The organism is Gramella sp. Hel_I_59, from assembly GCF_006714895.1.
Classification (GTDB): Bacteria; Bacteroidota; Bacteroidia; order Flavobacteriales; family Flavobacteriaceae; genus Christiangramia.
In genome coordinates, this window is record NZ_VFME01000001.1 from 3,363,389 (window position 1) to 3,388,055 (window position 24,667).

At 39.7% G+C, this 24,667-nt stretch carries 25 protein-coding genes; 9 read left to right on the top strand and 16 right to left on the bottom strand.

What is annotated here, in order from left to right; all coding sequences use genetic code 11:
- Positions 1 to 6 precede the first annotated feature (6 nt).
- Positions 7 to 1,818, top strand: coding sequence for a lysophospholipid acyltransferase family protein (locus JM79_RS15650; protein WP_141879053.1), 1,812 nt, complete (start codon positions 7 to 9; stop codon positions 1,816 to 1,818).
- A gap of 86 nt (positions 1,819 to 1,904) precedes the next feature.
- On the top strand, positions 1,905 to 2,558 hold the full coding sequence (locus tag JM79_RS15655) for an SDR family oxidoreductase (protein WP_141879054.1): 654 nt from the start codon (positions 1,905 to 1,907) through the stop codon (positions 2,556 to 2,558).
- A gap of 47 nt (positions 2,559 to 2,605) precedes the next feature.
- Here the strand turns inward: JM79_RS15655 and JM79_RS15660 are convergent, their stop codons facing one another.
- The 11 genes from JM79_RS15660 to JM79_RS15710 all read right to left on the bottom strand — a co-directional run bounded on the left by JM79_RS15660 (position 2,606) and on the right by JM79_RS15710 (position 13,522).
- Positions 2,606 to 3,016: a VOC family protein gene (locus JM79_RS15660; protein WP_141879055.1), complete on the bottom strand. Its 411-nt coding sequence runs from the start codon at positions 3,014 to 3,016 to the stop codon at positions 2,606 to 2,608.
- Between the two features lie 80 nt (positions 3,017 to 3,096).
- On the bottom strand, positions 3,097 to 4,074 hold the full coding sequence (locus JM79_RS15665; RefSeq protein WP_141879056.1) for a 2-hydroxyacid dehydrogenase: 978 nt from the start codon (positions 4,072 to 4,074) through the stop codon (positions 3,097 to 3,099).
- 101 nt (positions 4,075 to 4,175) lie between these two features.
- The gene (gene mgtE / locus JM79_RS15670; protein ID WP_141879057.1) at positions 4,176 to 5,528 is read right to left on the bottom strand and encodes a magnesium transporter; all 1,353 of its coding nucleotides are present in this window, start codon (positions 5,526 to 5,528) and stop codon (positions 4,176 to 4,178) included.
- The gene (rsmA, locus tag JM79_RS15675; protein ID WP_141879058.1) at positions 5,509 to 6,330 is read right to left on the bottom strand and encodes a 16S rRNA (adenine(1518)-N(6)/adenine(1519)-N(6))-dimethyltransferase RsmA; all 822 of its coding nucleotides are present in this window, start codon (positions 6,328 to 6,330) and stop codon (positions 5,509 to 5,511) included. The genes mgtE and rsmA overlap by 20 nt, the downstream gene beginning before the upstream one ends.
- A 6-nt stretch (positions 6,331 to 6,336) precedes the next feature.
- A complete protein-coding gene (locus JM79_RS15680) occupies positions 6,337 to 6,657 on the bottom strand; it encodes a DUF4286 family protein (RefSeq protein WP_141879059.1) in 321 nt (106 codons plus the stop codon).
- 19 nt (positions 6,658 to 6,676) lie between these two features.
- Positions 6,677 to 8,461: a tetratricopeptide repeat protein gene (locus JM79_RS15685; RefSeq protein ID WP_141879060.1), complete on the bottom strand. Its 1,785-nt coding sequence runs from the start codon at positions 8,459 to 8,461 to the stop codon at positions 6,677 to 6,679.
- Between the two features lie 46 nt (positions 8,462 to 8,507).
- On the bottom strand, positions 8,508 to 9,779 hold the full coding sequence (gene serS, locus JM79_RS15690; protein WP_141879061.1) for a serine--tRNA ligase: 1,272 nt from the start codon (positions 9,777 to 9,779) through the stop codon (positions 8,508 to 8,510).
- A gap of 70 nt (positions 9,780 to 9,849) precedes the next feature.
- Complete coding sequence (locus tag JM79_RS15695) at positions 9,850 to 11,169, bottom strand: HTTM domain-containing protein (protein ID WP_141879062.1); 1,320 nt, start codon at positions 11,167 to 11,169, stop codon at positions 9,850 to 9,852.
- Positions 11,159 to 12,097, bottom strand: coding sequence for a bifunctional riboflavin kinase/FAD synthetase (locus JM79_RS15700; protein WP_141879063.1), 939 nt, complete (start codon positions 12,095 to 12,097; stop codon positions 11,159 to 11,161). The genes JM79_RS15695 and JM79_RS15700 overlap by 11 nt, the downstream gene beginning before the upstream one ends.
- Before the next feature lie 6 nt (positions 12,098 to 12,103).
- Positions 12,104 to 12,730, bottom strand: coding sequence for an aminoacyl-tRNA hydrolase (pth, locus tag JM79_RS15705; RefSeq protein WP_141879064.1), 627 nt, complete (start codon positions 12,728 to 12,730; stop codon positions 12,104 to 12,106).
- Positions 12,731 to 12,865: 135 nt separating this feature from the next.
- Positions 12,866 to 13,522 carry a 50S ribosomal protein L25/general stress protein Ctc gene (locus JM79_RS15710; protein ID WP_141879065.1) on the bottom strand — a complete coding sequence of 219 codons (657 nt, stop codon included), beginning with the start codon at positions 13,520 to 13,522 and terminating at the stop codon, positions 12,866 to 12,868.
- Positions 13,523 to 13,741: 219 nt separating this feature from the next.
- On the opposite strand from JM79_RS15710, the gene JM79_RS15715 reads away from it, so the two are divergent.
- On the top strand, positions 13,742 to 15,331 hold the full coding sequence (locus tag JM79_RS15715) for a Ppx/GppA phosphatase family protein (protein ID WP_141879066.1): 1,590 nt from the start codon (positions 13,742 to 13,744) through the stop codon (positions 15,329 to 15,331).
- A 50-nt stretch (positions 15,332 to 15,381) separates the two neighbouring features.
- Here the strand turns inward: JM79_RS15715 and JM79_RS15720 are convergent, their stop codons facing one another.
- Both JM79_RS15720 and JM79_RS15725 read right to left on the bottom strand, forming a co-directional pair.
- The gene (locus tag JM79_RS15720) at positions 15,382 to 16,317 is read right to left on the bottom strand and encodes a ribose-phosphate pyrophosphokinase (RefSeq protein ID WP_141879067.1); all 936 of its coding nucleotides are present in this window, start codon (positions 16,315 to 16,317) and stop codon (positions 15,382 to 15,384) included.
- Between the two features lie 129 nt (positions 16,318 to 16,446).
- Positions 16,447 to 16,746: a helix-turn-helix domain-containing protein gene (locus JM79_RS15725; RefSeq protein WP_141879068.1), complete on the bottom strand. Its 300-nt coding sequence runs from the start codon at positions 16,744 to 16,746 to the stop codon at positions 16,447 to 16,449.
- 123 nt (positions 16,747 to 16,869) lie between these two features.
- On the opposite strand from JM79_RS15725, the gene JM79_RS15730 reads away from it, so the two are divergent.
- Genes JM79_RS15730 through JM79_RS15740 form a run of 3 tightly spaced genes read left to right on the top strand, consistent with a single transcriptional unit; the run spans position 16,870 to position 18,363 of the window.
- Entirely contained in the window at positions 16,870 to 17,382 is a 513-nt protein-coding gene (locus JM79_RS15730; protein WP_141879069.1) for a lactoylglutathione lyase family protein, read from the top strand.
- Between the two features lie 46 nt (positions 17,383 to 17,428).
- Positions 17,429 to 17,707 (top strand): hypothetical protein, encoded by a 279-nt coding sequence (locus JM79_RS15735; protein WP_185739517.1) that lies wholly within the window; start codon positions 17,429 to 17,431, stop codon positions 17,705 to 17,707.
- Complete coding sequence (locus JM79_RS15740) at positions 17,704 to 18,363, top strand: ATP-binding cassette domain-containing protein (RefSeq protein WP_141879071.1); 660 nt, start codon at positions 17,704 to 17,706, stop codon at positions 18,361 to 18,363. Before JM79_RS15735 ends, JM79_RS15740 begins: the two co-directional genes overlap by 4 nt.
- Positions 18,364 to 18,739: 376 nt before the next feature.
- On the opposite strand, the gene katG is transcribed toward JM79_RS15740, so the two are convergent.
- Complete coding sequence (gene katG / locus JM79_RS15745; RefSeq protein WP_141879072.1) at positions 18,740 to 20,992, bottom strand: catalase/peroxidase HPI; 2,253 nt, start codon at positions 20,990 to 20,992, stop codon at positions 18,740 to 18,742.
- A 255-nt stretch (positions 20,993 to 21,247) separates the two neighbouring features.
- Here katG and JM79_RS16275 point away from each other — a divergent pair, with 255 nt between their 5' ends.
- The 3 genes from JM79_RS16275 (at position 21,248) to JM79_RS15755 (ending at position 22,619) form a co-directional block, all read left to right on the top strand.
- Complete coding sequence (locus tag JM79_RS16275) at positions 21,248 to 21,373, top strand: hypothetical protein (RefSeq protein WP_260443467.1); 126 nt, start codon at positions 21,248 to 21,250, stop codon at positions 21,371 to 21,373.
- 61 nt (positions 21,374 to 21,434) lie between these two features.
- Positions 21,435 to 21,878 (top strand): hypothetical protein, encoded by a 444-nt coding sequence (locus JM79_RS15750; protein ID WP_141879073.1) that lies wholly within the window; start codon positions 21,435 to 21,437, stop codon positions 21,876 to 21,878.
- A 318-nt stretch (positions 21,879 to 22,196) separates the two neighbouring features.
- A complete protein-coding gene (locus tag JM79_RS15755; RefSeq protein WP_141879074.1) occupies positions 22,197 to 22,619 on the top strand; it encodes an SRPBCC domain-containing protein in 423 nt (140 codons plus the stop codon).
- Positions 22,620 to 22,671: 52 nt separating this feature from the next.
- Here the strand turns inward: JM79_RS15755 and JM79_RS15760 are convergent, their stop codons facing one another.
- Both JM79_RS15760 and JM79_RS15765 read right to left on the bottom strand, forming a co-directional pair.
- The gene (locus JM79_RS15760) at positions 22,672 to 23,340 is read right to left on the bottom strand and encodes an FAD-binding oxidoreductase (protein WP_141879075.1); all 669 of its coding nucleotides are present in this window, start codon (positions 23,338 to 23,340) and stop codon (positions 22,672 to 22,674) included.
- A 111-nt stretch (positions 23,341 to 23,451) separates the two neighbouring features.
- Positions 23,452 to 24,456, bottom strand: a complete 1,005-nt coding sequence (locus JM79_RS15765) for an LLM class flavin-dependent oxidoreductase (protein WP_141879076.1) — start codon at positions 24,454 to 24,456, stop codon at positions 23,452 to 23,454.
- Positions 24,457 to 24,667 lie beyond the last annotated feature (211 nt).

The window sequence follows — 24,667 nt, forward strand, 5'->3', positions numbered from 1 at the left end:
GCAACTATGGGAATTGTAAGTGCAAGAGAAGTAGCCAAAGTGATGAATCTTCGCAAATTTGGTTTTCTTGGTGACAGCATAGGCTGGTTGATCCTTAAAACCACGAAACTTTCCCGTATTAATCGTGAATACGATAAACGCAAAAACCTTAACGGAATTGAGTTTATAGACTCTATTCTGAATGAATTTGAGATCGATTATGATATTCCGGAAAAAGACCTGAAAAGGATTCCAAAAGATGGTTCTTTTATCACTGTTTCTAATCATCCTCTGGGAGGGATTGATGGAATGATCCTGATGAAGCTGGTTCTGGAAAAAAGACCCGATTATAAGGTTATTGCGAATTTTCTTTTGCACCGTCTCGATCCACTCAAACCATACATCCTGCCGGTAAATCCTTTCGAAGACCATAAGGATGCCAAGTCCAGTCTGGGAGGAATGAAAAGATCGATCGCACATCTCAAAGCCGGGAACGCGCTGGGAATTTTTCCTGCCGGGGAAGTTTCAACAAGCAAGGACAAGCATTTGATCGTGGATAAACCCTGGGAACCTTCAGCCATGAAACTTATTCAAAAATCAAAAGTGCCGGTGCTTCCTATCTATTTCCATGCTAAGAACAGCGTATTTTTCTATCGCCTGGCTAGTATGAGTGATGTGCTGCGTACAGCAAAGTTACCTAGTGAGATGCTTTCACAGAAGCGTAGAAAAATAAAGGTTCGAATAGGTCATCCAATTTCAGTAGAAGATCAGAAAGAACATACGAATCTGGAAGCGTATACCGCATTTTTACGACGGAAAACATATATGCTTGCCAATGTTTTTGAAAAGAAAAATTTACTGTCCAAACTTCCCAGAACACTAAAAATCCCCAGATCTCCGAAAGATGTTGCTGAAGAAACCAATTCAGAATTAATGAGTCTTGAAGTGGAGAATTGCAGGAGAATGGATAAACGGCTGCTGCAAAGTAAAAATTACGAGGTGTTTCTTGCCAAACGTGAAGTGATCCCAAACATCCTGAATGAAATTGGCAGATTAAGAGAGATCACTTTTCGTGAGGTAGGAGAAGGCACCAATAAAAGTGTGGACCTAGACAAATTCGATGATCATTATCATCATTTGTTCCTATGGGATCGTGAAGCTGAAAAGATCGCCGGCGCCTACAGAATGGGAATGGGAAATGAGATTTTCGCAGCGCATGGAATTGATGGTTTCTACCTGCAGGACCTGTTTGGTTTTGAACCAGAACTTTATAAAATGATGAGCGAGAGCATCGAAATGGGTCGTGCGTTTATCATTAAAGAATACCAGCTAAAGCCAATGCCTTTGTTCTTATTATGGAAAGGAATTGTGCATTGCACCTTACGATTTCCGGAGCATAAGTATCTGATTGGCGGAGTCACCATAAGTGACAAATTCAGTAATTTTTCAAAATCTCTCATGATCGAATTCATGAAATCCAATTATTACGATCCCTATGTTGCCCAGTATGTTCACCCAAAGAAAGAATTTAAAGTAAAACTTGTCGATGCCGATAAAGATCTTGTCTTTGATGAAAGTGAAGCTGACCTTAACAAATTTGACCGCATCATAGATGAGCTGGAACCTGAAAATCTAAGACTTCCGGTGCTTATAAAAAAATATATCAAGCAAAATGCCAAGGTGGTTGCGTTTAACGTAGACCCATTGTTCAATGATGCGGTAGACGGACTCATGTATATAAGGATTGCTGATCTACCGGAGAGCACAGTCAAACCGGTGATGGAAGAGTTTCAAAAAGAACTTGAAGAGCGGGCGGCGGCAACTGCAAAAGATAAATAAGCTGCTGTTAAGATACTGTTATTCTGATGTTTTTACTGGACATTGGAAAGCCTGATTCTTAACTTGCAAATCTAAACGCTAACAACATGGAAAATATATTAATAGCCGGTGCAACCGGTGCAACAGGAAAAAGAGTAATCGAAATCCTGAACAATTCTGAAAGTTTTAATCCGCTGGCACTTATTCGAAAAGAAGAACAAAGACAGCAATTTGAAGATATGGATGTAGAAGCTGTGATGGGAGATCTTGAAGGAGATGTAAGTCACACCATGAAAGGAATTGATAAAGTGATCTTCGCCGCAGGATCTGGTGGAGGAACCAGTGAGGAAAAAACTATTGCTGTAGACCAGGAAGGTGCTAAAAAACTTATTGATGCAGCGAAAAATTCCAATGTTCAGAAATTTGTAATGTTGAGCGCAATGGCAGCAGATGAGCCATCAAAAAATGAAGATCTTAAGCATTATCTTGAAGCGAAAAAAGAAGCTGACGACTATCTTCGCGCAAGTGGATTGAATTATACAATCGTTAGACCAGGTGCGTTGACCGATGATCTTGGCCTTGCTAAAGTTGAAGTTGCAGAAGGTTCACTTGGAAAACGAGGAGAGATCTCCAGAGATGATGTAGCATTTTTACTGGTAATGTCACTGGCAGATCCATTAGTTAAGAATATGACTTTTGAGGCAATTGAAGGTCAACAATCTATAAAAGAAGCTTTATTAGATCTTACCACTAAAGCTTAAATAACATATTGAATCAAGAAAAAAGCCATGCTATGCATGGCTTTTTTTTATTCTTTATCTTTTTCTTTCTGATCGAGGAAAACCTGGTCTACAGGCTCCCATAATTCGATCTTGTTTCCTTCAGGATCCAGGATCCAGCCAAATTTACCATAATCATAGGTTTCCATTTCGCCTACAATTTCTACTCCTTCATTTTTTAAAACTTTCAGTAATTCTTCCAGGTTCTCTACCCTGAAATTCATCATGAATTGTTTTTCAGAAGGTTGAAAATATTCAGTTTTATGATCCATCGGGCTCCATTGCGTTGAGCAATCATTTCCCTGTTTATCCTTCCACCAGAAAGTACAGCCGTATTGATCTGTATCCAAACCTAGATGCTGATTGTACCAGCTTTTTGTAGCAGCAGGATCTTTTGCTTTAAAAAAGAAACCTCCCAAACCTGTAACCCTGTTTTTCATAATGAATCGAATTTAAAGTTTTAAAGTTCTATACTTATTTAAAGTTAAGTAAGATTTATAATGTTCTAAATTGAAGCTCGCTATTTCTTCCCAGCATCAAAGCTCTCTATGATCTTATCTGCAATCACTGTGGCCAGTTTTTCATGAGATTCTCTGGTCCATCCTGCAACATGCGGACTCAATAGTGTATGCGGCATAAACATTAGCTCTCTTAAAGCTTCCGGAATAGGATCTGCCGCGCTTATGCTAACATTCTTCTTATTCCCAAAAAGACTTTCAAAACTGGATTTTTCATATTCCAGTACATCCAGTCCTGCTCCAAGAATTTTTCCCTCTTTTAGTGCGTCAACAAGATCTTCTGTCACCGCACTTTTTCCTCTCGCAGTATTGATGAACCAGATAGGTTTCTTAAAGTTAGCAATAAATTCCTTATTTATCATTTGATAGGTCTTTTCTGTTAATGGAGTATGCAAACTCACGACATCAGCCTTTTCGAAAAATTCATCGTAGGAAACTTGTCTTGCATTCTCATCTGCAATTCCCTCCTTCAGATCATAAAAGATAACATCAACATCAAAACCTCTAAGCTTTTTCGCAAAACTCTTCCCCATATTTCCGTAGCCAATCAAACCAACAGTTTTCCCGTCCAGTTCCACGCCACGGTTTTCTTCACGATGCCATAATCCTTCACGAACCTCACGATCTGCCTTGTTTAGTCGGTTAAACAGGGATAGCAGCATTCCAAGGGCATGTTCTCCAACAGCATTTGCATTTCCTTCCGGCGCAGAAAATAGTTTGATTCCGCGTTCCTGAGCATATTCCACATCAATGCTTTCGAGTCCGGCGCCAACCCGGGCGATAAACTTCAAATTTGGCGCAGCATCAATAAATTCTTTATCGATCTTATACCTGCTTCTTATGACGATACCATCGTATAGATGTTGATTCTGCAGGGTTTCTTCCCGGCTTTGTTCGAAGCCTTCCACATTATGATGACCAGCTTCTGCCAGTTTTTTCATCAATATTGGGTGATTGGTATCTGCGTGTAGGATGATCATGTCTTTCTTATTTGAATTTAGCAATTTTCACAGTTTCAGTAATCTACTGAAAATGCTTGCTGCAAAGTTAAGAATGATTTGGCAGAAGCCGTAGAACAGTCCTAGAAACCTAGGATCGCCTTGGCGATAAGAAAGTAAGTAAGGATACCAAAAACATCGTTACTTGTAGTGATAAAAGGTCCGGTAGCAACAGCAGGATCAATATTATTTTTATTCAGAATAATAGGAATAAAAGTACCAATAAGTGCGGCTAATACGATCACAGAGATCAAAGCCACCCCAATACTGATCGATTCGCGAATGGTGGTTCCGAAGAAATAGGAGCTAATAGCAAAAACAATAATGGCTATGGAAGTTCCATTTATAAGTGCCAGGCCAAATTCCTTTAATAATCTGGACAGAATGTTCCCTCTCAAACTGTCATTCGCGAGTCCCTGTACGATGATGGCGCTGGATTGTACTCCAACGTTCCCGGCAGTTGCCTGGATAAGCGGCACAAACACCAGTAAGTTTGGATAGGTAGTTAGTATGGTTTCAAAACCGGAAATTATACTGGCAGCTCCAAGACCACCAAACATCCCGATCATTAGCCAGGGTAATCTAGCCCTTGTTTGCTTGAAAATATTATCATCGGCCTCCACATCTTCAGAGATACCTGCAGCCATCTGGTAATCCTTTTCAGCTTCTTCTCTTACAAAATCAAGAATATCATCAACGGTAATTCTTCCTACGAGGCGATTCATTTCATCAACTACAGGAATCGCTTCAAGGTCATATTTTTGCATAATCCTCGCTACCTCATCACCCTCAGTGTGCACATTTACATAGTCCACCTGCGGAATATAAACATCGCTGATATTGGCACTGCTGGAAGCAGTTAGCAGATCTTTGAGGGAAAGTCTTCCCTTTAATTTATTCTTGGAATCGACCACGTAAATTGAATGAACTCGGGTAACGTTCTCAGCCTGTTTGCGCATCTCGGCCATACAGCCGGTAACACTCCAGTTCTCATTTACCTTAACGAGCTCCTTTGCCATTAGACCACCGGCAGAATCTTCGTCATAACGAAGCAGTTCCACGATATGATCTGCATGCTCCTCATCTTCGATCTCAGCGATTACATTTTGCTGAAGTTCCGGTGACAGTTCAGAAATAATATCTGCCGCATCATCGGTATCCATTTCGTTCAGCTCGGAGGCGATCTCGCTTGGAGAAAGATTTTCAAGAATGCGTTCCCGAACATTCTCTTCAAGCTCCATAAGAGCTTCAGCAGTTTTCTCACTATTTAGAAGCCTTACAATATAAGTCGCTTCTTCCAGGTTTATTTCGGTAAGAATTTCAGCAATATCAGCGTGATGCACGTCTTCAAGGTGCAACAACAATTCCTCATCGTTTCCTTGTTCGATGAGGTACTGAATTTTGTCAATTAATTCTTCACTTATTTGAAACTGCATACGGCTCTATTTTTTGCGTCAGTTCAATAAACTGCTGGAAACCGAGTTGTTCCGGTCGAGAGCCAAATATAGTATCTTCCCTTAAATTATCTGGAAGATTAAGACTTTTTAAAGAATTACGAAGTGTTTTTCTACGCTGGTTAAAAGAAGTTTTCACCACGGTAAAAAACAGCTTTTCATTACAGGGTAGACTATAGTTTTCCTTACGTTTTAAGCGTAGAACTCCGCTATCCACTTTAGGTGGTGGATTAAAAACTGTTGGAGGCACCGTGAACAGGTATTCTGCTTCATAAAATGCCTGAACCAACACGCTCAAAATTCCGTAAGCTTTACTTCCTTCCTTTTCGCAAATTCGTTTAGCCACTTCCTTCTGAAACATTCCAGAAAATTCTGGAATCTGGTCTCGCATTTGCAAAACTTTGAAAACGATCTGTGTTGAAATATTATAAGGGAAATTACCAATTACAGCGAACTGTTCCTCTCTAAAGATACTTCCAAGGTCGTGTTTTAAAAAGTCTTTTTCATGAATACGACCACGCAAATGCAGGTAATGACTTTCCAGATATTCCACACTTTCTGAATCGATCTCGATTACGTGAACTTCAGTATCCTTTTCAAGAAGATACTTAGTAAGCACACCCATGCCCGGACCTATCTCCAAAGTTTTTTCATATCCGGAATAATCCAGGGTATCAGCGATTTTCCTGGCGATATTCTCATCGGTCAAAAAATGCTGACCAAGATGTTTCTTTGCACTAACATCTGTATTGGAATCTTGTCTTGGTGGCCTGTTATTTTTCATGATCTATTATTCCTGGGAAGTATATTCTCCAATTATTTCAAGTTCGGTTCTAAAAGCAACGAATTTACCTTCGAAAGCTTTGGAACTTGCTCGCATTTTAGTGGCATCTTCATTATAATATCGCTCCAGCATTTCCTTGCTTTCCGTAGTATATTGTACTGAATAGGTAATGCCGCCCATTGGTTCCTGAACCATCACTTTGGTCATCAAAGCTTTGCTGAACTTTCCGGTTTTCAACATATCTGGGATATGTTCTTTTTTCATCCACTCCATCCATTGGTCGTGGATCTCTTCCTGTACGTTCAGGGTAACATTATAAATCATCATCGGGAAATTTTTAAAGATGTTATTCCAGTATATCTCCACGAAGTTGCCGGTACTTTTTACGGGCATCTGTGAAATAAATACTATTGGCAAAGTTAAAGATAATTTGCTCGTAAAGAGTCTTTGCCTTCTCTGGATGTTCCAGCTTGTTTACGTAAAGCTCGGCAAGATAGTAATGGGCGTTATCTGCCAGGATATCATCACCATAAGACTGGATAATCTGCAAATAATTATTCTCTGCCTTATCATAACTTGCTTGCTCCTCGAAAAGCCTTGCCTGTGTATACAAAGCCTCATCCTCTATACTTTCACCCTTATGTATTTTCAGGATCGTATCCAACATGGAGATAGCTTCTGAATTTCGCTTCTGAAATGCCAGCAGGTCTGCCCTGGCATACTTTTTAAGTGCAGTTTGTGTACTATCTTCCTGGCTATTGTCATTAATAAGCAAGCTCAGTTCCATGGCATCATTCGCGATCAATTGCGAGGTAGATTTTTTAAGAATATCAAGCTGAGTTTTCGCCCATTCAAAATCACCTTTATAATAACTTGTCTTAGCAACCTTGAATCTTGCATCCTGCGCCATGACATCGTTTTTCACCAGGTTTTGCACCTGTGAATAGTAGATCAAAGCCTGGTTAAACTTTTCCTGCATCACCAGGATATCTGCCAGCGCCATTTTGACTTTGGCTTTTTCAAAATTTGATAATTGTAGTTCCTGAGCGTTATCAAGTAAAGCGATTGCTGCTTCTTTTTTATCGCTTCGGAAAGCTTTAAAGTTTGCCAGATCGATCTGAAGTTCCAGCGTTTCATTATTTACTCCGTATTCTCCGATCAATTGCTCAAATGCCGACTCAAGGTCATCTAAACCTGCTGAAGTTACCGTTTCGGTTCTGAGTTTTAGCAATAGATGTCTGGCCTGTAAATTGAAAGCCGGTGAAGGTGATTCTTCGATTGCATAGGTCAGGATTTCCTGTGCTTCCTCAAATTGCTTCGCTTCCCGTGCCAGCAGTGCAAGATTGAGGATTCCCTGTAAGTTCTTTTCTCCTCTTTTATAAATTGCGCGTTCCTGTGTAAAAGCTTTGTCGTATTGCTGCTGCTGTACAAAAAGCCAGCTTAGCATTTGATTATATAATAATCTTGGATCTTCCTGTGACCTTTTCAGTAGTAATTTTCTAAAGTTGATATTTGCTTCCGTAGCTGGATCATCAGTGATATAACGACTAAACTCACGATTTGCCAGGCTATAGAATTTTGTATCATCTTCTATAAGATCGAGATAATTAGAGAACATCTTTTCTGTATTCCCCTGTTCCCCGTAGATCCTTGCGAGTTGCAAATTAAAATTCTGAGCGGGATTGATCTCCATTGCACGTTCATATGCCTTAACCGCATAGTCGAGCAAACTGTATTTCTCAAAACTTCGGGCAATCGAGTAAGCATAATTGGGTCGCGATTCACCCGCCTGCAAAGCTTCCTGGTAAAACTGTTCTGCTCGTTCCAGGTTTTGCTGAAGTTCATAGTTATGACCAATATCAATAAGAATGGCTGGATTATTTGCCGAAGCATTCATACGCTCTCGCAAAAGATCTTCCGCAGCTTTGAAATCTTCCAGTTGTTGATATGAACTTACAAGACCGTTAAAAATGATTGGATTGGAAGGATTATCCTCGTAGATATCCTTATAGATCTCAAGTGCTTTTTTGTATTCTCCCTGATCGAAAAAATTCCTGGCAAGCTGCTCAGATTGTGCCACCGCTATAGAGCCGGTGAGCAGGAAAATCAGCATAAATAAAAAACAGCGCATATGTAAATATAAACATTTGCGCTGTTCCAGTATGGTGAAAATCAGGTTAATCGATAAGATCGAAACCGCAATATGGAACCAGAACTTCAGGAACTTTAATTCCTTCTTCAGTCTGGTAATTTTCAAGGATTCCGGCAAGTACTCTTGGTAAAGCCAGGGCACTACCATTTAAAGTATGGGCCAGTTCCTTTTGATTCTCTTTATTCTTGTACCGTAATTTAAGTCGGTTTGCCTGGAAGGTTTCGAAGTTGGAAACCGAACTTATTTCCAGCCATCTATCCTGAGCCGTAGAGAATACTTCAAAATCGAAAGTAAGTGCTGCTGTAAATCCAAGATCACCACCACATAGACGTAAAATGCGATATGGCAGTTTTAGTTCTTTAAGCAGATTTTTAATGTGATCTACCATCCCATCTAAAGCTGCATAAGAGTTTTCCTGAGTTTCCACTCGTACGATCTCTACTTTATCAAATTGATGCAAACGATTCAATCCTCTTACATGCGCTCCATAAGACCCCGCTTCTCTTCTGAAACATGGGGTATAACCGGTACATTTGATTGGGAAATCTGTTTCGGTCATCAAATTATCACGAAACATGTTCGTCATAGGAACTTCAGCCGTTGGGATCAGGTAAAGATCATCTTCGGTAACGTGATACATTTGTCCTTCTTTATCTGGCAACTGTCCTGTTCCGTAACCTGAAGCTTCATTGACCATTAGAGGCAATTGATATTCTGTATAACCAGCTTCGGTTGCTTTATCCAGGAACCAGGTGATTAAGGCACGCTGTAATCTCGCTCCTTTTCCTTTATACACCGGAAATCCTGCACCAGTGATCTTATTCCCTAATTCAAAATCTATAATATCGTACTTCTTAGCCAGTTCCCAGTGTGGTTGAGAACCTTCAGCCAGTACAGGAACATCACCATCTTTAAATATCTCCTCATTGTCCTCTTCGCTTGTACCAGCGGGAACAGATGGATGCGGAATATTTGGGATCGTGTATAGCAACTCCTGCAGTTGAGTTAAAGTGCTATTCAGTTTTTCTGAAAGTTCTTTAGAATCTTCCTTTAATTTCCCGGTCTTTTGCTTTAAAACATTCGCCTTCTGGTGTTCTCCATTCTTGAACATAAGCCCTATCTCCTTCGAAAGCTTATTGGAAGTCGCCAGCGTATCGTCTAATTGTGCCTGCGTGGACCTTCTGGTCTCATCCAGTTCAAGGATCTTATCGAATACAGCTTCAGCCTCAAAATTTCGCTTTTTGAGTGCCTGTATATATTCGTCTTTATGTTCTGCTATTTTGGAAACCTGTAACATAAGGCCTGAAAATTTTAAATGAAGTTGAAATTTTTATGAGCTGCAAATGTAGCAAAAGCAGGCTAGAAAATTAGTCTTCGGTAGAAGGTAAAATCCAGTCATGGTGACGAAAATGCTGCCATTCTTCAGCCGCCAGATCTACCTTTGGATCAATAAGAGTTTTATATGGACCACGATTCACCCTGATTTTCCCTTCAGTATAAACCTCTATGTCCATACCTTTTTCAGCATATTCCTGCTCGAGTATTTGCGCAAATTGCCAGATCATGTCCGGTTTACTTGGAATAGCTCTTAATTGTTTTCGAGACAGGTAATCCTCTTTCTGAACAATGATGGTGTCGCTGGTTCCTTTTTCCACTACTTTGAAAGTAATTCTACCACCTTTGCCTCGCAACATCATTCTCCAGCTTAAGCGATGTCCTTCTTCGGTCCAGAGTACATCATCCTGAAAAAACCAATGTCGTAATGGCAAGGCGACCTGTATAGCAAACCAAACGGCCAGAGCACCAATAAAGATCTTATTCCAGGAAGGAACATTGATCTCATTTCCAGTGTAAAATCTCTTCTTTCCACGCAGGAATATCTTATTGATAGTTTCCGAAGGGAAAAAGAAAATACAGAAGGCGAGCGACATATAGGGAAAAATGCCGATATGGAAGATAAAACTGTTGAACAGATGAAAGAATATCGCAGCGATAAATGCCATTAATCTTGTTCTTTTCCAAAGTAGCAACGGAATAATTAACAGGTCGAACAGGAGTCCGAACGAAGTGATCGCATAGCGAATCCAAGGCTGCTGAAGAAATTCTCCAACCAGCCAGTAATCTTTCTTGGAAGCCATAAGCATCGCAGGAAAACTTCCATCCAGCCAGTCCGGGTAAAATTTGGCTACCGAAGCATACGTATACACGATCCATAACTGAAGTACGATCACCACCCAGACCCATCTGGGCATGGAAATTCTGCTAATTTCCGGTTTTCTCCAGGCATCTATTGAAAACCAGCGATGTGCCGGCAGAAAGCTCATGATAAAACATAAGAGCATGAGTAGGTAATAATGATTGTTATAAGAGGATTTCTGCATTAAATAGACGCCAGCCCACATGATCCCGTAGAGCACCATGGACATTCTATACTTGAAGCCCAGCATAACAAAAATCCCGAAAACCCCCATGATCGCGTAATACCAGATCATCCCGTTTCCAGGTAGCGGTTGAAGAAATTCGAATCCTATAAAGTTGAAAGTGAATTCTGGTTCTATCATGGTTCGGCGAATCCAACCAGTGAAAATAGCCCCAAATGCTTCGATGGTGATCAATAATCCAAATAACGCACGAAATACAACCAGTGCTGAATTATCGACTTCTTTGAATAACCACCTATTGAGCATAATTATCCTTGATATATTGACTTGAAAATGCCTGATCCTGCTTCATAGCGATCTTTAATTCTTCTACTGAATTAAATTTCTTTTCATCGCGGATCCTTACCAGCATTTCTATGGTAAATTCTTTTCCGTAGAGATCTTTATCAAGATCAAAAAAGTACGTTTCGATCGTTTGCTCTTTTCCTCCAACAGTTGGATTTGTTCCGATATTCATCATTCCAAAAATGGTCTGTCCATCTAAAACAGATCTTACTACATAAACGCCATTCTTCGGTATTAGTTTATAATCTTCAGGAATTTCCATATTTGCAGTTGGATAGCCAAGATCTTTACCAATCCCTCTTCCCCTAACCACAATACCCTTCAGACTAAATTCACTTTGAAGATAAATATTGGCCTGTTCCACTCTTCCGTCCAGAAGTGCTTTCCGAATTTTAGTAGAACTAACAGCTACCTGTTCTACATCCTGCTGGGAGATCTCTTCCACCTCGAAACCAAAATCTTTTCCAAATTGCTTGAGATCGTTAATATCAGCGGTGCGATTGCGCCCGAATCTATGATCGTATCCAATTATGATCTTTTTCGCCCTTAGTTTATTTACAAGGATATCGCGTACAAATTCCAGTGCAGTAAGCCTCGAAAATTGATGTGTGAAAGGATGAACCACAAGATGATCTATCCCGGTTTGATCTAATAATTGCTTGCGCTCCCCGATCGTATTGATAAGCTTGATATCACTTTCCTTCTGCAACACCATTCTTGGATGTGGAAAAAAGGTGAGCACAACCGAGTTCAGGTTGTTCGCATGGGCAGAGTTAACAAGGCGGTCTATGATCCTGCGATGTCCTGCATGAACACCATCAAAAGTCCCTATGGTCACTACAGTTTGACGTTCACTACTAAATGAGTTTGCACCTTTATGCTCTTCCAAATCCTGTTATTTTCCGTTATATGAATTCATGGTATTGGAAACTCCAGCTGTTCCAAAGCTCAATATCAATTCTGCGGAAGTTTTTAAACGTTCCGGCATCTTCTTAAGTTCATCACCTTCCCATTCTCCAAGTACATAGTCTATTTGTTGTCCTTTGGCGAACTCATCACTAATTCCGAATCTAAAGCGATTGTATTTTGTGGTATTTAATTGTGCCTGTATGTCTTTAAGCCCATTATGACCACCATCGCTACCTTTGGTTTTGAGTCTCAATGTTCCAAAAGACAGGTTGAGATCATCTGTCACTACCAATAAATTCTCCAGGTTGATCTTTTCCTTCTGCATCCAGTAATTCACTGCCTTCCCGCTAAGATTCATGTACGTGCTTGGCTTGAGAAGCACAAATGTTCTTCCTTTAAATTTAAAGCTGGCAACGTCGCCCAGTTTCTGGGTTTCAAAGCTCACCTCTTTCTCTCTGGCAAGTTCGTCCAGGATCTTAAATCCTATATTATGCCTGGTATTTTCGTATTTCGGGCCAATGTTTCCAAGGCCTACGATCAAAAATTTCTTCATGGGATCTATTTGCTTCCCGGTCTCTTTCTTACGTAATATCCTTCCGAAGAATGAAAGCATCCAATTTAGTTTTCGTAAAGATAAAATTTATCAGCTACTTTGAAATTAGATTACTAAAAACCGAATGATAAAATTCTGCTAATAAAAAAAGCATTCCGAAGTGGAATGCTTTTCTATATGAATTAAAGAATAAGACTAGTTGTCTTCTCCTTCTTTTACTGCTGCTACATCATCAGTCTCAGTAGCTGGTACTTCATCTGGAGCAACTTCATCTTCGTCCTCATCGTCCTCAAGAGCAACGATGTTACGAGATGTTCTTACCTGACAGATTACTGTGTTATCTGGATGCTGGATCGCATAATCCTCACTAGCAACACCAGTTACGTAAAGCTTCTGACCAATTTTAAGTTTAGATACATCTGCAACGATGTAATCTGGAAGATCTCCAGGTAAACCTCTTACTTTAAGACGACGAAGGTTGTATCTTAGTACACCACCGTTCTTAACCCCTCTTGCAACACCTTCAGTGTGAACAGGAATTTCCATTGTAATTGGCTTATCATCGAAGATCTGGTAGAAATCGATGTGAAGGATAGCATCATTCACTGGGTGAAATTGAATATCCTGAAGAATCGCATCAAAAGATTTTCCATCTTTCAATTTAATTTTAACTGTATGTACATCTGGAGTGTACACAAGGTCTTTGAATGAGATTTCCTCTGCTGCAAAGTGTAGTGGATCACCTTCTACGCCGTACAATACGCAAGGAACCTGTCCAGCATTACGTAGTGCCTTCGTTGCCTTCTTGCCTACGCTTTCTCTTTTAGATCCGTTGATCGTAATTGATTTCATTATTGTAATTTAAAGTTATAACAAATGTCGTCGGGTCCGCTTTGGACTGCCTTCATTTGCCAAAATTTTGAGGTTGCAAAAGTAAAGCTTTTTCTGAATCTATAAAACACTGACCCTTAAAAAGTTCAGATGAATTACAGGAGATGATCATTTTGAGATCTCTCGCTGGAAGTTCATCTATAATTTGTATAAATTGAAGCTTAATTAATTCTGAAGCAAATGGAGAACCCATCTGAAACTGTAAATGCCAATAAGCGAATCGCCGCGATCGATCTTGGTACAAATTCTTTTCATGCCGTACTGGTAGATATTTATCCTGACGGAAGTTTTAGAACGGTAGATAAACTGAAGGAGATGGTCATTCTTGCCGAAAAAGGAATGGAGAATAAATTGAGTGAAGAAGCCATGCAACGTGGCCTCGATGCCATGAAAAGAATTAAATTTCTATGCGATAGCATGCACGTGGAAGAGATCATCGCCTTCGCCACTTCAGCCATACGGGAAGCCACCAATGGAGGAGATTTTATTCAGCGAATGAAAGCTGAATCTGGTATTAAAGTTAGAGCAATCTCTGGTAGTAAAGAAGCAGCATTGATCGGGCTGGCGGTTCAGCATAGTATAGCACTTTCCGAAGAACTGGTTTTGATGGTGGATATTGGCGGAGGAAGCGTGGAATTTATTCTGGGTAATAATGAGGAGTTTCTCTATTCTCAGAGTTTGAAACTCGGCGTTGCCCGGATGGCGGCAAAATTTGTTTCTAATGATCCTATTAGTAAAGAGGAGATCAAAGCTTTAAAACAACATTATAAAAAAGAACTCGGGGAGCTTTCAGAAATACTCGCAAAGCATAAAGTCAGAACCATTATTGGAAGTTCCGGAACCATGGAAAATATAGGCGCGATGATCGCCAACAGGAATTCTCATACCGCCAACATGAGCCTGAACGAACTGGTTTTTGATGTTTCAGAATTTAAAAAACTTTACAAGGATTTTATTCAGCTTGATCGGAAAGAAAGGGAAGATATTAGTGAGCTGGATGAAAAAAGAATAGATATCATCAATCCGGGAATGGTGCTGGTAAAATATCTTATCAAGGAATTTAATATCGAAGAAATCAAAATTTCTGAAGCTGCGCTTAGAGATGGGATGATCCTCGATTTTATCAAAAAAGAACGTCCAAAACTTGATCTGGTCGCTAATTATCCTGAACCGCGTAAGCGTAGTGTCCATGAGCTGCTACGGAAATGTCAATGGATGGAAGATCACTCCCGGCATGTGGCAGCGATGAGCCTGCAGTTATTTGATGGTTTTCAAAAAGATCTTAAACTGGAAGAAGCAGATCGCGAGCTACTGGAATATGCTGCTTTAATGCATGATATTGGTTATTATATCAACTATCGCAAACATCATAAACATGCGCTGTATATAATAAGACATGCAGATCTTCGTGGTTTTACTGAAGATGAGATCAATATCATGGCACATACCGCTCGTTATCACCGAAGGACTGTTCCTAAAAAGAGACATTATCTATATAAGCAGTTATCAAAAAAACTACGCAAGAGGATCGAGAAATTAGCTGCTTTACTCCGACTCGCAGATGGCCTGGATCGTAGTCACTACCAGAATGTTCAGGAACTGGAGATCATTAAATCTTCAGAAAAGATCAGGTTGCAAATAACAACACTCGGGGATCCGGAACTGGAAGTCTGGGGAGGTTTACGCAAGGCAGATTTGCTGAAGGATATTACCGGAAAAGAGATCGAGATCATCACAATAGAAAATCAAAACAATCAGAATCAAGCATAAAAAAAGCCGGTATAGAACCGGCATTTTTTATATTATATCAAATACTGAAGTTACATGATGAACTTTTCACTGATGGAGCGGTTATCATTCACACTCTTCATCACATCTGCAAAAAGATTTGCACAGCTCACTACCTTAATTTTCTTGCTTTCCTGTCTTAATGGAATAGAATCGGTAACGATTAATTCTTCAAGTTTAGATTTTTCAACGCGCTCATAAGCTTCACCAGAAAGTACAGGATGCGTACAGATTGCACGAACGCTTAATGCTCCGCGTTCCATCATAAGATCTGCGGCTTTGGTTAAAGTCCCTGCGGTGTCTACCATATCATCTACCAGGACAACATTCTTCCCGGTTACATCTCCAATGAGCTCCATATGTGAGATCACATTTGCTTTTTCTCTTTGCTTGTAACAAATCACCACATCGGTTTCTAATGCTTTAGAATATGCATAAGCTCTTTTAGAACCGCCCATATCTGGAGAAGCGATGGTTAGGTTATCAAGTCCAAGGTTTTTTAAGTATGGAAGAAAAACAGTACTGGCGTATAGGTGATCCACAGGTTTTTCGAAAAATCCCTGGATCTGGTCGGCATGAAGGTCCATTGTAATGATCCTGGTTGCGCCTGCAGTTTCGAGAATACTTGCGATCATTTTAGCGGCAATAGGCACACGAGGTTTATCCTTACGATCCTGTCTTGCCCAGCCAAAATAAGGCATCACCGCAGTAATATGTCTTGCTGACGCACGTTTTGCAGCATCCAGCATTAGAAGCATTTCCATCAAATGGTCACTACCGGGATGGGTAGAACCAATGATAAAAACCCTGCTCCCTCTTACAGACTCCTCGAATGATGGCTGAAATTCACCATCACTATACGTGGAAGTGATCACATTCCCAAGATGAGTACCGTAATGATCGGCGATTTTCTCGGCCAGCGCCTGGCTTTGTGTACAGTTAAAGATTTTAGCTTCCGTAGTCGGCATTTGTTGTGTTGTTTAGTTGTGTTTGTTATTGTGCCGTAAATTTAGAAAAACTTCCGCGCGAACAGGTCATAATTTGCTAACGGAATTTCAAAAATTACAGTTCCCCTGTTTAATGATTTAGATCTACCACTAAAGCTGCTTTCCCCATTCATCCAGTTCACGCAGAATATGCTCCAGTGACTTACCTTTTTCAGTAAGTTGGTATTCAACTTTGGGAGGAACGACCGGGTAAACCTTGCGTAAAACCAGTAAGTCTTTCTCCAATTCACGAACTGTTTGCGTGAACATTTTATTACTGATCTCTGGAATCCTGGATTTCAGAATACCAGATCTTTCCGGACCGTCCAGTAAATGAAAGAGCACCAAAGGTTTCCATTTTGTACCAATAAGGTTCATGGTCGCATTTAAGGGACAAATATTCTTAGACATAGTTTTCGACATAAAGCTTTGGGAATGTACAATTTACTCTTATAGTAACCTATACCACTTTTGGGTAACTTATTGTTTACTAGGCGAATATACCTTAATTTTGAGATTCTAAAGAAGAATGTTATGAAAAAAGAAAACGCTTATCCAAGATCATTTTCACATATTGGAATCACCGTTCCAGACCTTCAGAAAGCTGTAGATTTTTATTCTGTAGTAATGGGATGGTACACGATCATGCAGCCGGCGAAGGTAGAGAAAGACCCTGATACTGCTATTGGCCAGATGTGTATCGATGTATTTGGAAACGACTGGGAAGAATTTGAAATCGCACATATGTCTACCTCAGATGGTGTTGGAATCGAGTTATTTTCATTTTCTAAGGGCAAAAAAGAAGCGCCAGAATTCAACCCATTTAACACAGGATTGTTTCATTTCTGTGTACAGGATCCTGACATTGAAGGTCTAATTGAAAAAATTGTGGCCAATGGTGGTAAACAGCGAATGCCCATTAGAAAATATTATCCAGAAGAAAAACCTTTTAAAATGTGTTATGTCGAAGATCCTTTTGGGATCGTATTCGAAATTTATACACACAGCTACGAGCTCACCTATTCTTCTGGTGCCTATTCAGAATAGTGAACTGAATTATATACCTTGAGAGCTATTCAAGCGTTATAATTTGATGTTTAGTCAGGCTGTTTTCAGGTATTTCAAAGAGATCAACACATACAATGTTCCGCTGGCGATCATTATTGGGATCGCTGCCGGACCCCTGTATGCCCTGCTTATTTTCAGCAGTTTTGGTATTTTTATAGGTATGCTTGCATTCGATTACTTTAAAAAGCACCAATACTATATGTATGAGAACCTGGGATTTAGCAAATCATTCCTGCTAAGTCGTGTTTTTCTTCTTAATATTCTGATTTCTGTTATGTGCGGAATAATCCTGTTGCTATTTTGAGAATTCTTCAAGCCCGAAATATTCACAAAACCTATGCAGATAAAATTCTGAATGATTTGAATTTTCAATGTAAAACAGGTGAAATTATCGGAATCTTCGGTAGAAATGGTACTGGAAAATCTACCTTTTTAAAAATTCTCTTCGGAAAAATAAAACCTGATCAGGGCAGTATTTATCTTAATGAACGGGAACTGACATCATCCTCCATCATTTCAGAAAAATTGATTGCTTATTTGCCGCAGGATAGTTTTCTTCCGAAGAATGCAAAAGTGCAGGATATTATTCCTTTTTTTCACCCAGACGGAGAGGCTCAGGATCGCATATTTTATGCTAAAGGAGTAGGGAATTTTGCTTCCAGAAAGATTAAAGAACTAGCCATTGGCCAGCGAAGGTATCTTGAATTACTTCTTTTGGGCAATCTTGACCATCCATTTTTACTACTGGATGAACCATTTTCTATGGTTGAACCTCTGTATAAAGAGCGCATTATAGAGTTTATTACAAACCTGAAAGCTAGAAAAGGTATTATCATCACAGATCACTATTATCAGGATGTTCTGAATGTCGCCTCTAAAAATTTTCTTCTGAAAAATGGGAATTTAGTCAGCATTTCTTCTGAAGCCGATCTGCTTGCCGAGGGTTACCTGAAGGCGTAAAACGCACTGATTTTTTATATTTTGCAGACATAAACGTAAAAGAAGAGGTTTCTTCTACATGAAAATCGCAGATAGTTTTGAATCTACAAGAACGGCCATTTGGACACAATTTAATCTACAAACCTATAGGATGGGTGTATCTACACGCCCTGCATTCAGAAAAAACAGCCAAATCTCTATTGAGTGAAAGGTTCGATAACAGGTACGATCTTGCAGGTAGCCGTATAGTGCTGAACCTGTTTAGTTTTATAATTCTAGCTGTGCTTGTGATTTTTATAGTAAGCCTCCTTCTCAAATCTATAAAGAATTTCGTTTAATCCTATTAAATAAAAAAGGGCAGCAAATTGCCACCCTTTTCTAATTTATTAGATAAATATTAAGCCTTGAGATCGTAACGATCCAGGTTCATTACCTTATCCCAGGCCTTCACAAAATCTTTTACAAATTTCGCTTCAACATCATCTGTTGCATAAACCTCAGCCAGTGCTCTTAATTCTGAATTTGATCCAAAGATGAGATCCACTCTGCTTCCGGTATATTTCACATCACCAGTTCTTCTATCTCTTCCTTCAAAGAATTGATCATCTTCTGAAGTTGCCTTCCAGGTTACTCCAAAATCAAGAATATTCTTAAAGAAATCGTTCGTTAATTGTCCCGGTCTGTCTGTGAAAACTCCATGTTTGGAACCATCATAATTGGCACCAATAGATCTCATTCCTCCAACCAGAACTGTCATTTCAGGGGCAGTTAGAGTTAGCAATTGTGCTCTATCGATCAACAATGCTTCAGCTGAAGCTGAGATGTTATCCCTGTTTCCGAAGTAATTTCTAAAACCATCTGCATTAGGCTCCAGTGGTTCAAATGCTTCTACATCGGTCTTTTCCTGGGTGGCATCTGCACGTCCCGGAGTAAATGGCACTTTTACATCATGTCCTGCATCTTTAGCTGCTTTCTCAACTGCTGCACAACCAGCAAGCACGATAAGATCTGCAATAGATACTTTTTTAGAATCCTGTGAATCGTTGAAATCTGACTGAATTCCTTCCAACGTCTGGATCACTTTGCCTAATTGCGGCGGATTATTCACTTCCCATCCTTTTTGTGGAGCTAAACGTACCCGTGCACCATTGGCACCACCACGTTTATCGGAACCTCTAAAAGTCGAAGCCGAAGCCCATGCAGCAGAAACAAGCGCTGCAGTAGAAAGTCCGCTATCAAGGATTTTAGATTTTAAGCTTTCCACATCCTGATTGTTGATGATCTCATGTTCAACTTTTGGAATAGGATCCTGCCATAACAGTTCCTCCTGTGGAACTTCTGGCCCTAAATATCTTTCGATAGGTCCCATATCACGGTGTGTTAGTTTAAACCACGCACGGGAATAAGCATCTGCAAACTCTTCAGGGTTTTCAAGAAAATGTCTGGAGATCTTTTCATATTCTGGATCCATCTTTAAAGAAAGATCTGTCGTCAACATAAAAGGTGCATGTTTTTTATCTGGGTCATGCGCATCTGGAACAGTTCCCGCTCCGGCATTATCTTTTGGCTGCCATTGGTATGCTCCTCCAGGCCCTTTAATACATTCCCAATCGTACTTGAATAGATTTTCGAAGTACGTATTACTCCATTTTGTAGGAGTATCTGTCCAGGCTCCCTCAATACCACTAGTAATCGTATCGGCCCCTTTTCCAGAATTGTAGGTATTTTGCCATCCCATACTCTGCATTTCTATCCCTGCAGCAGCTGGTTCAGCTTCCACATATTTTTCAGGATCTGCAGCACCGTGAGTTTTTCCGAAGGTGTGACCACCTGCGATCAAGGCAACAGTTTCGTAATCGTTCATCGCCATTCTTCCGAAGGTATCACGAATATAGCCAGCCGACTCTACCGGATCTGGATTCCCGTTATGTCCTTCAGGATTTACATAAATTAATCCCATATGCGCTGCTCCAAGCGGACTTTCAAGATCGCCTTCAGCATATCTTTCTTCATTATCCAACCATTCGCTTTCAGATCCCCAGTAAACATCGTTTTCTGGTTCCCATACGTCTTCACGACCACCAGCAAAACCAAACATTGGCAAGCCCATAGATTCATGAGCACAGTTCCCGGCTAATACCAGTAGATCTGCCCAGGACAGTTTTCTACCATATTTCTTTTTAATTGGCCATAGTAGTAATCTCGCCTTATCCAGGTTCGCGTTATCTGGCCAGCTATTTAGCGGAGCAAATCTTTGTTGTCCAGAACCAGCTCCTCCACGACCATCTCCAATCCTGTATGTACCGGCACTATGCCAGGCCATACGTATAAAGAAAGGTCCGTAATGGCCGTAATCTGCCGGCCACCAGTCCTGGGAGTCGGTCATTAGATCATAAAGATCCTGCTTTACCGCAGCCAGATCAAGACTTTTAAATTCTTCAGCATAGTTAAAGTCATCGTCCATAGGATCGGTTAATGTAGAATGCTGTTTTAATATATTGAGGTTTAGCTGATTTGGCCACCAGTCCCGGTTGGATGTCCCATTACCGGCAGAGTTCTTTAGAGCTCCACCCATAAATGGACATTTACTGGATTCATTGACTTCCCAAACCTTGTGATTATCGTCGCTTCCAGAATGATTTTTTCCCATTTTGTTAAGTATTAGATTAATAAATTGGATTAGAATTCGAATTTACGAAAAGGTACTCGATAATTTTTATCTATAGTTTTTATATAATGATAGTTATATCAAATAGCTCGCTACCGAATTGCTGTAATTTATACAATTAAAGTTTTCAAACCTAACCGTGAAAAGTTTAATTTTTAATATTAATTTTAAGCCTTAATTTAATAAAAAACTGAATATTTAGAGGCCCTACACTGCACTGTATCTTATATAATAATAATGATGAAGTTGCTCAAATCTATAGACTGGCTCCTGATCCTGTTTTTAATTGTACTTGCTATTATTGCGAGTGTTATTATTTCTGAATGGAATTCTATTGTAGATTTTTGTCATGACATCATTTAAATTTGATAGATTGCTTTTTCTGAAATTCGATTTTGAATGATAAAAATTTTGCTGAACCTATATGACACACAGGTCTGAAAACCCCAATCCTGAAACAGATCATAACCACGATGAATTTGAAGACAATGAAATAACAGAACTCATTCCTGCACTATATTCGAAAAGAGTTATTTTCATGTTCTGCCTGCTCTTCTCCACGATCTTTGGAGCAGTTATTCTTATGAGCAACCTGAACAACGTTAAGGAGAATAAAGGAAAATGGCAGGTACTGCTCTTTGCACTTTTATATACTGCTGGTCATGCCTATACCGTATTTAATTTCTCCACTACTTACATCGGCCTAATGCTGAATTTAGGCGGCGCTTTGATCCTAACAGAATATTTCTGGAATAGGTATATCGGAATGGAAAGAGAATTTATTCGGAAAAGCTGGACCAAACCAGCGGTAGTATCAGCTTTAATTACAGTACCACTTATTGTAGCGGCTGTACTCACTACTCAATAAATTATTGAGCATGGAAACTGGCATTTTCTCTAGTTGGCTTCAGAAAAATAAAGCATTAAACTGTGGAAAGTTCTCATGAACGTATAACTGATAAATTTTTTAGTTTGGTATCTCCATCATTGAAATTGCAATAGATCTGGTTCTCCATACAAAAGATATATAGAAGATTCCGTGGAAATGATGTATCTGATCTACGGATATTTCTTGTTTACATTTTATGGAGATACTTGAATCAAAATGTTAAACAAAACCGATAAGTCTGCTAAATGATCTGATTGACCTTTCATTTTTTGATATATTTAAATAAAAAGAACAATTATGGCTTCAGAAGGAAAGATTGAAATTGAGAGTAAGATAAATGCAAAACTAGACCAGGTTTGGGAATATTGGACTAAACCCGAACATATTACCAAATGGAACAAAGCCAGTGAAGATTGGTTATGTCCCAATGCTGAAAATGACCTCAAGGAGGGCGGAAAATTCAAATACCGAATGGAATCTGAAGATGGAAAAGTAGGTTTTGATTTTGCCGGAACTTACAAAGAGGTCAAAGAAAAAGAGAAACTTACCTATGAACTTGAGGATGGCAGGAATGCAGAAGTAAAATTTTCAGAAGAAGATGGGACCGTAATGATCAAAGAGACTCTGGATACAGAAGATGAGAATCCGGTAGAACAGCAAGAACAAGGTTGGAAATCTATTCTTGAAAGTTTTAAAGCTTATGCTGAAGAGCAATCATAACAAAAAAAGGCTGGAATTTTTTCCGGCCTTTTTTATATTTATACGAGAAGGACTATTGGTCATCCAATTGAACAGCATCGGTATCTGCTCCCATACTTTTCAAAGTTTTATTGATCTCTTCTGTCATTTCAGGTGGTCCGCACACATAAAATTGTTTACTTAGATCAGATACGTTGCTTTTAAGAAATTCTTCGTTCAAATAAGCATTTGTATGCTTTGTGTCTTCCTGATCTGTAATTACATATTTAGCATTTTCACCCAACATACTATCTAGCTCCTCTTTCAGAATAATATCCTTATCGGTCTTATTACTGAAGAATAAATTCATGCCTTCCAGTTTATCTTTCTTCTTAAGATCTCTTAGCATAGAAATATATGGTGTGATTCCGGCTCCTCCGGCAATGATATATCCGGGACCTTTATATTCGATTGCACCCCAGGTATCTCTTACAATCAATTCATCACCTTCCTTCAGTTTAGCTAATTGCTCCGTGACTCCGTCATGATCTGGATAGATCTTGATGGTAAACTCGAGATGATCATCTTCATTTAAACTGGTGAAAGTAAAAGGTCTTTTTTCATCCTTCCACTTTTCCTGATTGATCGAAATTTCTGTGGCATGTCCCGGCGTAAACTCATAGCCTTCGGGTTTTTCGACAATAAATTGCTTTACATCGTGCGTTATCTGCCCAATCGATTTGATCTTCACTACCTTTTCCATAATCTTTTTTATTTCAAGATAATGGAAATGAATGCATGAGTCAAATATGGCAAGTACTGTAAGCAGTAATTTAACCATACTTAACGAGTGTGCTTCTGCATTTAAGGAAGTTTAGGAATTGATCTCCTGCATCACTTCTGAAAAAATGCGGTACGACTTAAGTCTATCTTCCTGATAGTAGATATGAGAAGCGACTATAACCTCATCAACCCCGGTATCCTTCAGAAATTCTTCAGTTTTTTGCTTGATGTGCTGTTTGTCCCCTACAAAAGAATATTTCAGCATTCTTTGTAAAGCGGGATTGTCGCGAACTTCACGTAATTCAGCATCCATTTCAACCGGTTTTTGCAAATAGTCCAGATTCCCTGTAAGTACACCTACCATCATTCTAAGCGAACTTGTAGAAAGTTTTTCGGCTTCTTCTTTGGTCTCTGCGGCGGTCACATTGATCCCTGCAATAGTATAAGGCTTTTCAAGATATGCTGAAGGCTGAAATTCCCTGTAATAAATTTCCATTGCCTCAAATAACTGTCCTGGTGCAAAATGACTGGCGAAAACATAGGGAAGTCCTTTTTCTGCTGCTACATGCGCACTATCTGTGCTCGAGCCTAAAATATACATGGGTACGTTAACCCCTTCGGCAACCGTCGCTCTCACTTTTGTAGATTTTAAGTTATTCTTAAAGTATCGCTGAATTTCATCAATCTCATGCGGGAATTTAAAAACAGAATTCATGCGATCACTTCGAATCGCGTGCGCAGTTACCTGATCTGTTCCCGGAGCCCGGCCAAGTCCCATATCGATCCTGTCTGGATATAGCGACCCTAAAGTCCCAAACTGTTCAGCAACAATTAACGGAGAGTGATTTGGCAACATAATTCCTCCACTTCCAATACGAATGCTCTCAGTTTTAGCCGCGACATGGCTCATAAGGACGGTTGTTGCAGAGCTCGCGATACTCACCATATTATGATGCTCAGCGAGCCAGAGTCTTTTATACCCCAGTTCTTCTCCCTGCTGAGCAAGGTCTACGGTATTTTTGAAAACCTGAGAATGTGAAATATCCTGGCCTACAACTGCAAGATCCAGAATAGAGTAATTTATATGTTTGGTCATAAATTTAAAGTTTGAAACCTGTATCTCTACAGGCCGGGATTTCGTCTGCTCTTTATCAAAAACCTTACAGTAATCGATCCCGAAGGTGAATCATTGTCTATCTTCTAATGTGAGTAATGCAGCTTATAAGTTAATGCAGAATATTGTAGAGAGCGAATCTAGATTGTAGGCATGATAAGAAGTGCATTTTTAGTGTATCCACAACACTCTT

Excerpts from the sequence above, each read along its gene's own strand:
- JM79_RS15760 (WP_141879075.1), bottom strand. The coding sequence starts at position 23,340 with ATGGAAAAGGTAGTGAAGATCAAATCGATTGGGCAGATAACGCACGAT.
- JM79_RS15685 (WP_141879060.1), bottom strand. The coding sequence starts at position 8,461 with ATGCGCTGTTTTTTATTTATGCTGATTTTCCTGCTCACCGGCTCTATA.
- JM79_RS15725 (WP_141879068.1), bottom strand. The coding sequence starts at position 16,746 with ATGTCTAAGAATATTTGTCCCTTAAATGCGACCATGAACCTTATTGGT.
- katG (WP_141879072.1), bottom strand. The coding sequence starts at position 20,992 with ATGGGAAAAAATCATTCTGGAAGCGACGATAATCACAAGGTTTGGGAA.
- JM79_RS15710 (WP_141879065.1), bottom strand. The coding sequence starts at position 13,522 with ATGAAATCAATTACGATCAACGGATCTAAAAGAGAAAGCGTAGGCAAG.
- JM79_RS15715 (WP_141879066.1), top strand. The coding sequence starts at position 13,742 with ATGGAGAACCCATCTGAAACTGTAAATGCCAATAAGCGAATCGCCGCG.
- JM79_RS15695 (WP_141879062.1), bottom strand. The coding sequence starts at position 11,169 with ATGCTCAATAGGTGGTTATTCAAAGAAGTCGATAATTCAGCACTGGTT.
- serS (WP_141879061.1), bottom strand. The coding sequence starts at position 9,779 with ATGTTACAGGTTTCCAAAATAGCAGAACATAAAGACGAATATATACAG.
- pth (WP_141879064.1), bottom strand. The coding sequence starts at position 12,730 with ATGCTTTCATTCTTCGGAAGGATATTACGTAAGAAAGAGACCGGGAAG.
- JM79_RS16275 (WP_260443467.1), top strand. The coding sequence starts at position 21,248 with ATGATGAAGTTGCTCAAATCTATAGACTGGCTCCTGATCCTGTTTTTA.
- JM79_RS15650 (WP_141879053.1), top strand. The coding sequence starts at position 7 with ATGGGAATTGTAAGTGCAAGAGAAGTAGCCAAAGTGATGAATCTTCGC.
- mgtE (WP_141879057.1), bottom strand. The coding sequence starts at position 5,528 with ATGCAGTTTCAAATAAGTGAAGAATTAATTGACAAAATTCAGTACCTC.
- JM79_RS15750 (WP_141879073.1), top strand. The coding sequence starts at position 21,435 with ATGACACACAGGTCTGAAAACCCCAATCCTGAAACAGATCATAACCAC.
- JM79_RS15755 (WP_141879074.1), top strand. The coding sequence starts at position 22,197 with ATGGCTTCAGAAGGAAAGATTGAAATTGAGAGTAAGATAAATGCAAAA.
- JM79_RS15765 (WP_141879076.1), bottom strand. The coding sequence starts at position 24,456 with ATGACCAAACATATAAATTACTCTATTCTGGATCTTGCAGTTGTAGGC.
- JM79_RS15735 (WP_185739517.1), top strand. The coding sequence starts at position 17,429 with ATGTTTAGTCAGGCTGTTTTCAGGTATTTCAAAGAGATCAACACATAC.
- JM79_RS15655 (WP_141879054.1), top strand. The coding sequence starts at position 1,905 with ATGGAAAATATATTAATAGCCGGTGCAACCGGTGCAACAGGAAAAAGA.
- JM79_RS15730 (WP_141879069.1), top strand. The coding sequence starts at position 16,870 with ATGAAAAAAGAAAACGCTTATCCAAGATCATTTTCACATATTGGAATC.
- JM79_RS15680 (WP_141879059.1), bottom strand. The coding sequence starts at position 6,657 with ATGATGATTTATAATGTTACCCTGAACGTACAGGAAGAGATCCACGAC.
- JM79_RS15720 (WP_141879067.1), bottom strand. The coding sequence starts at position 16,317 with ATGCCGACTACGGAAGCTAAAATCTTTAACTGTACACAAAGCCAGGCG.
- JM79_RS15660 (WP_141879055.1), bottom strand. The coding sequence starts at position 3,016 with ATGAAAAACAGGGTTACAGGTTTGGGAGGTTTCTTTTTTAAAGCAAAA.
- JM79_RS15665 (WP_141879056.1), bottom strand. The coding sequence starts at position 4,074 with ATGATCATCCTACACGCAGATACCAATCACCCAATATTGATGAAAAAA.
- rsmA (WP_141879058.1), bottom strand. The coding sequence starts at position 6,330 with ATGAAAAATAACAGGCCACCAAGACAAGATTCCAATACAGATGTTAGT.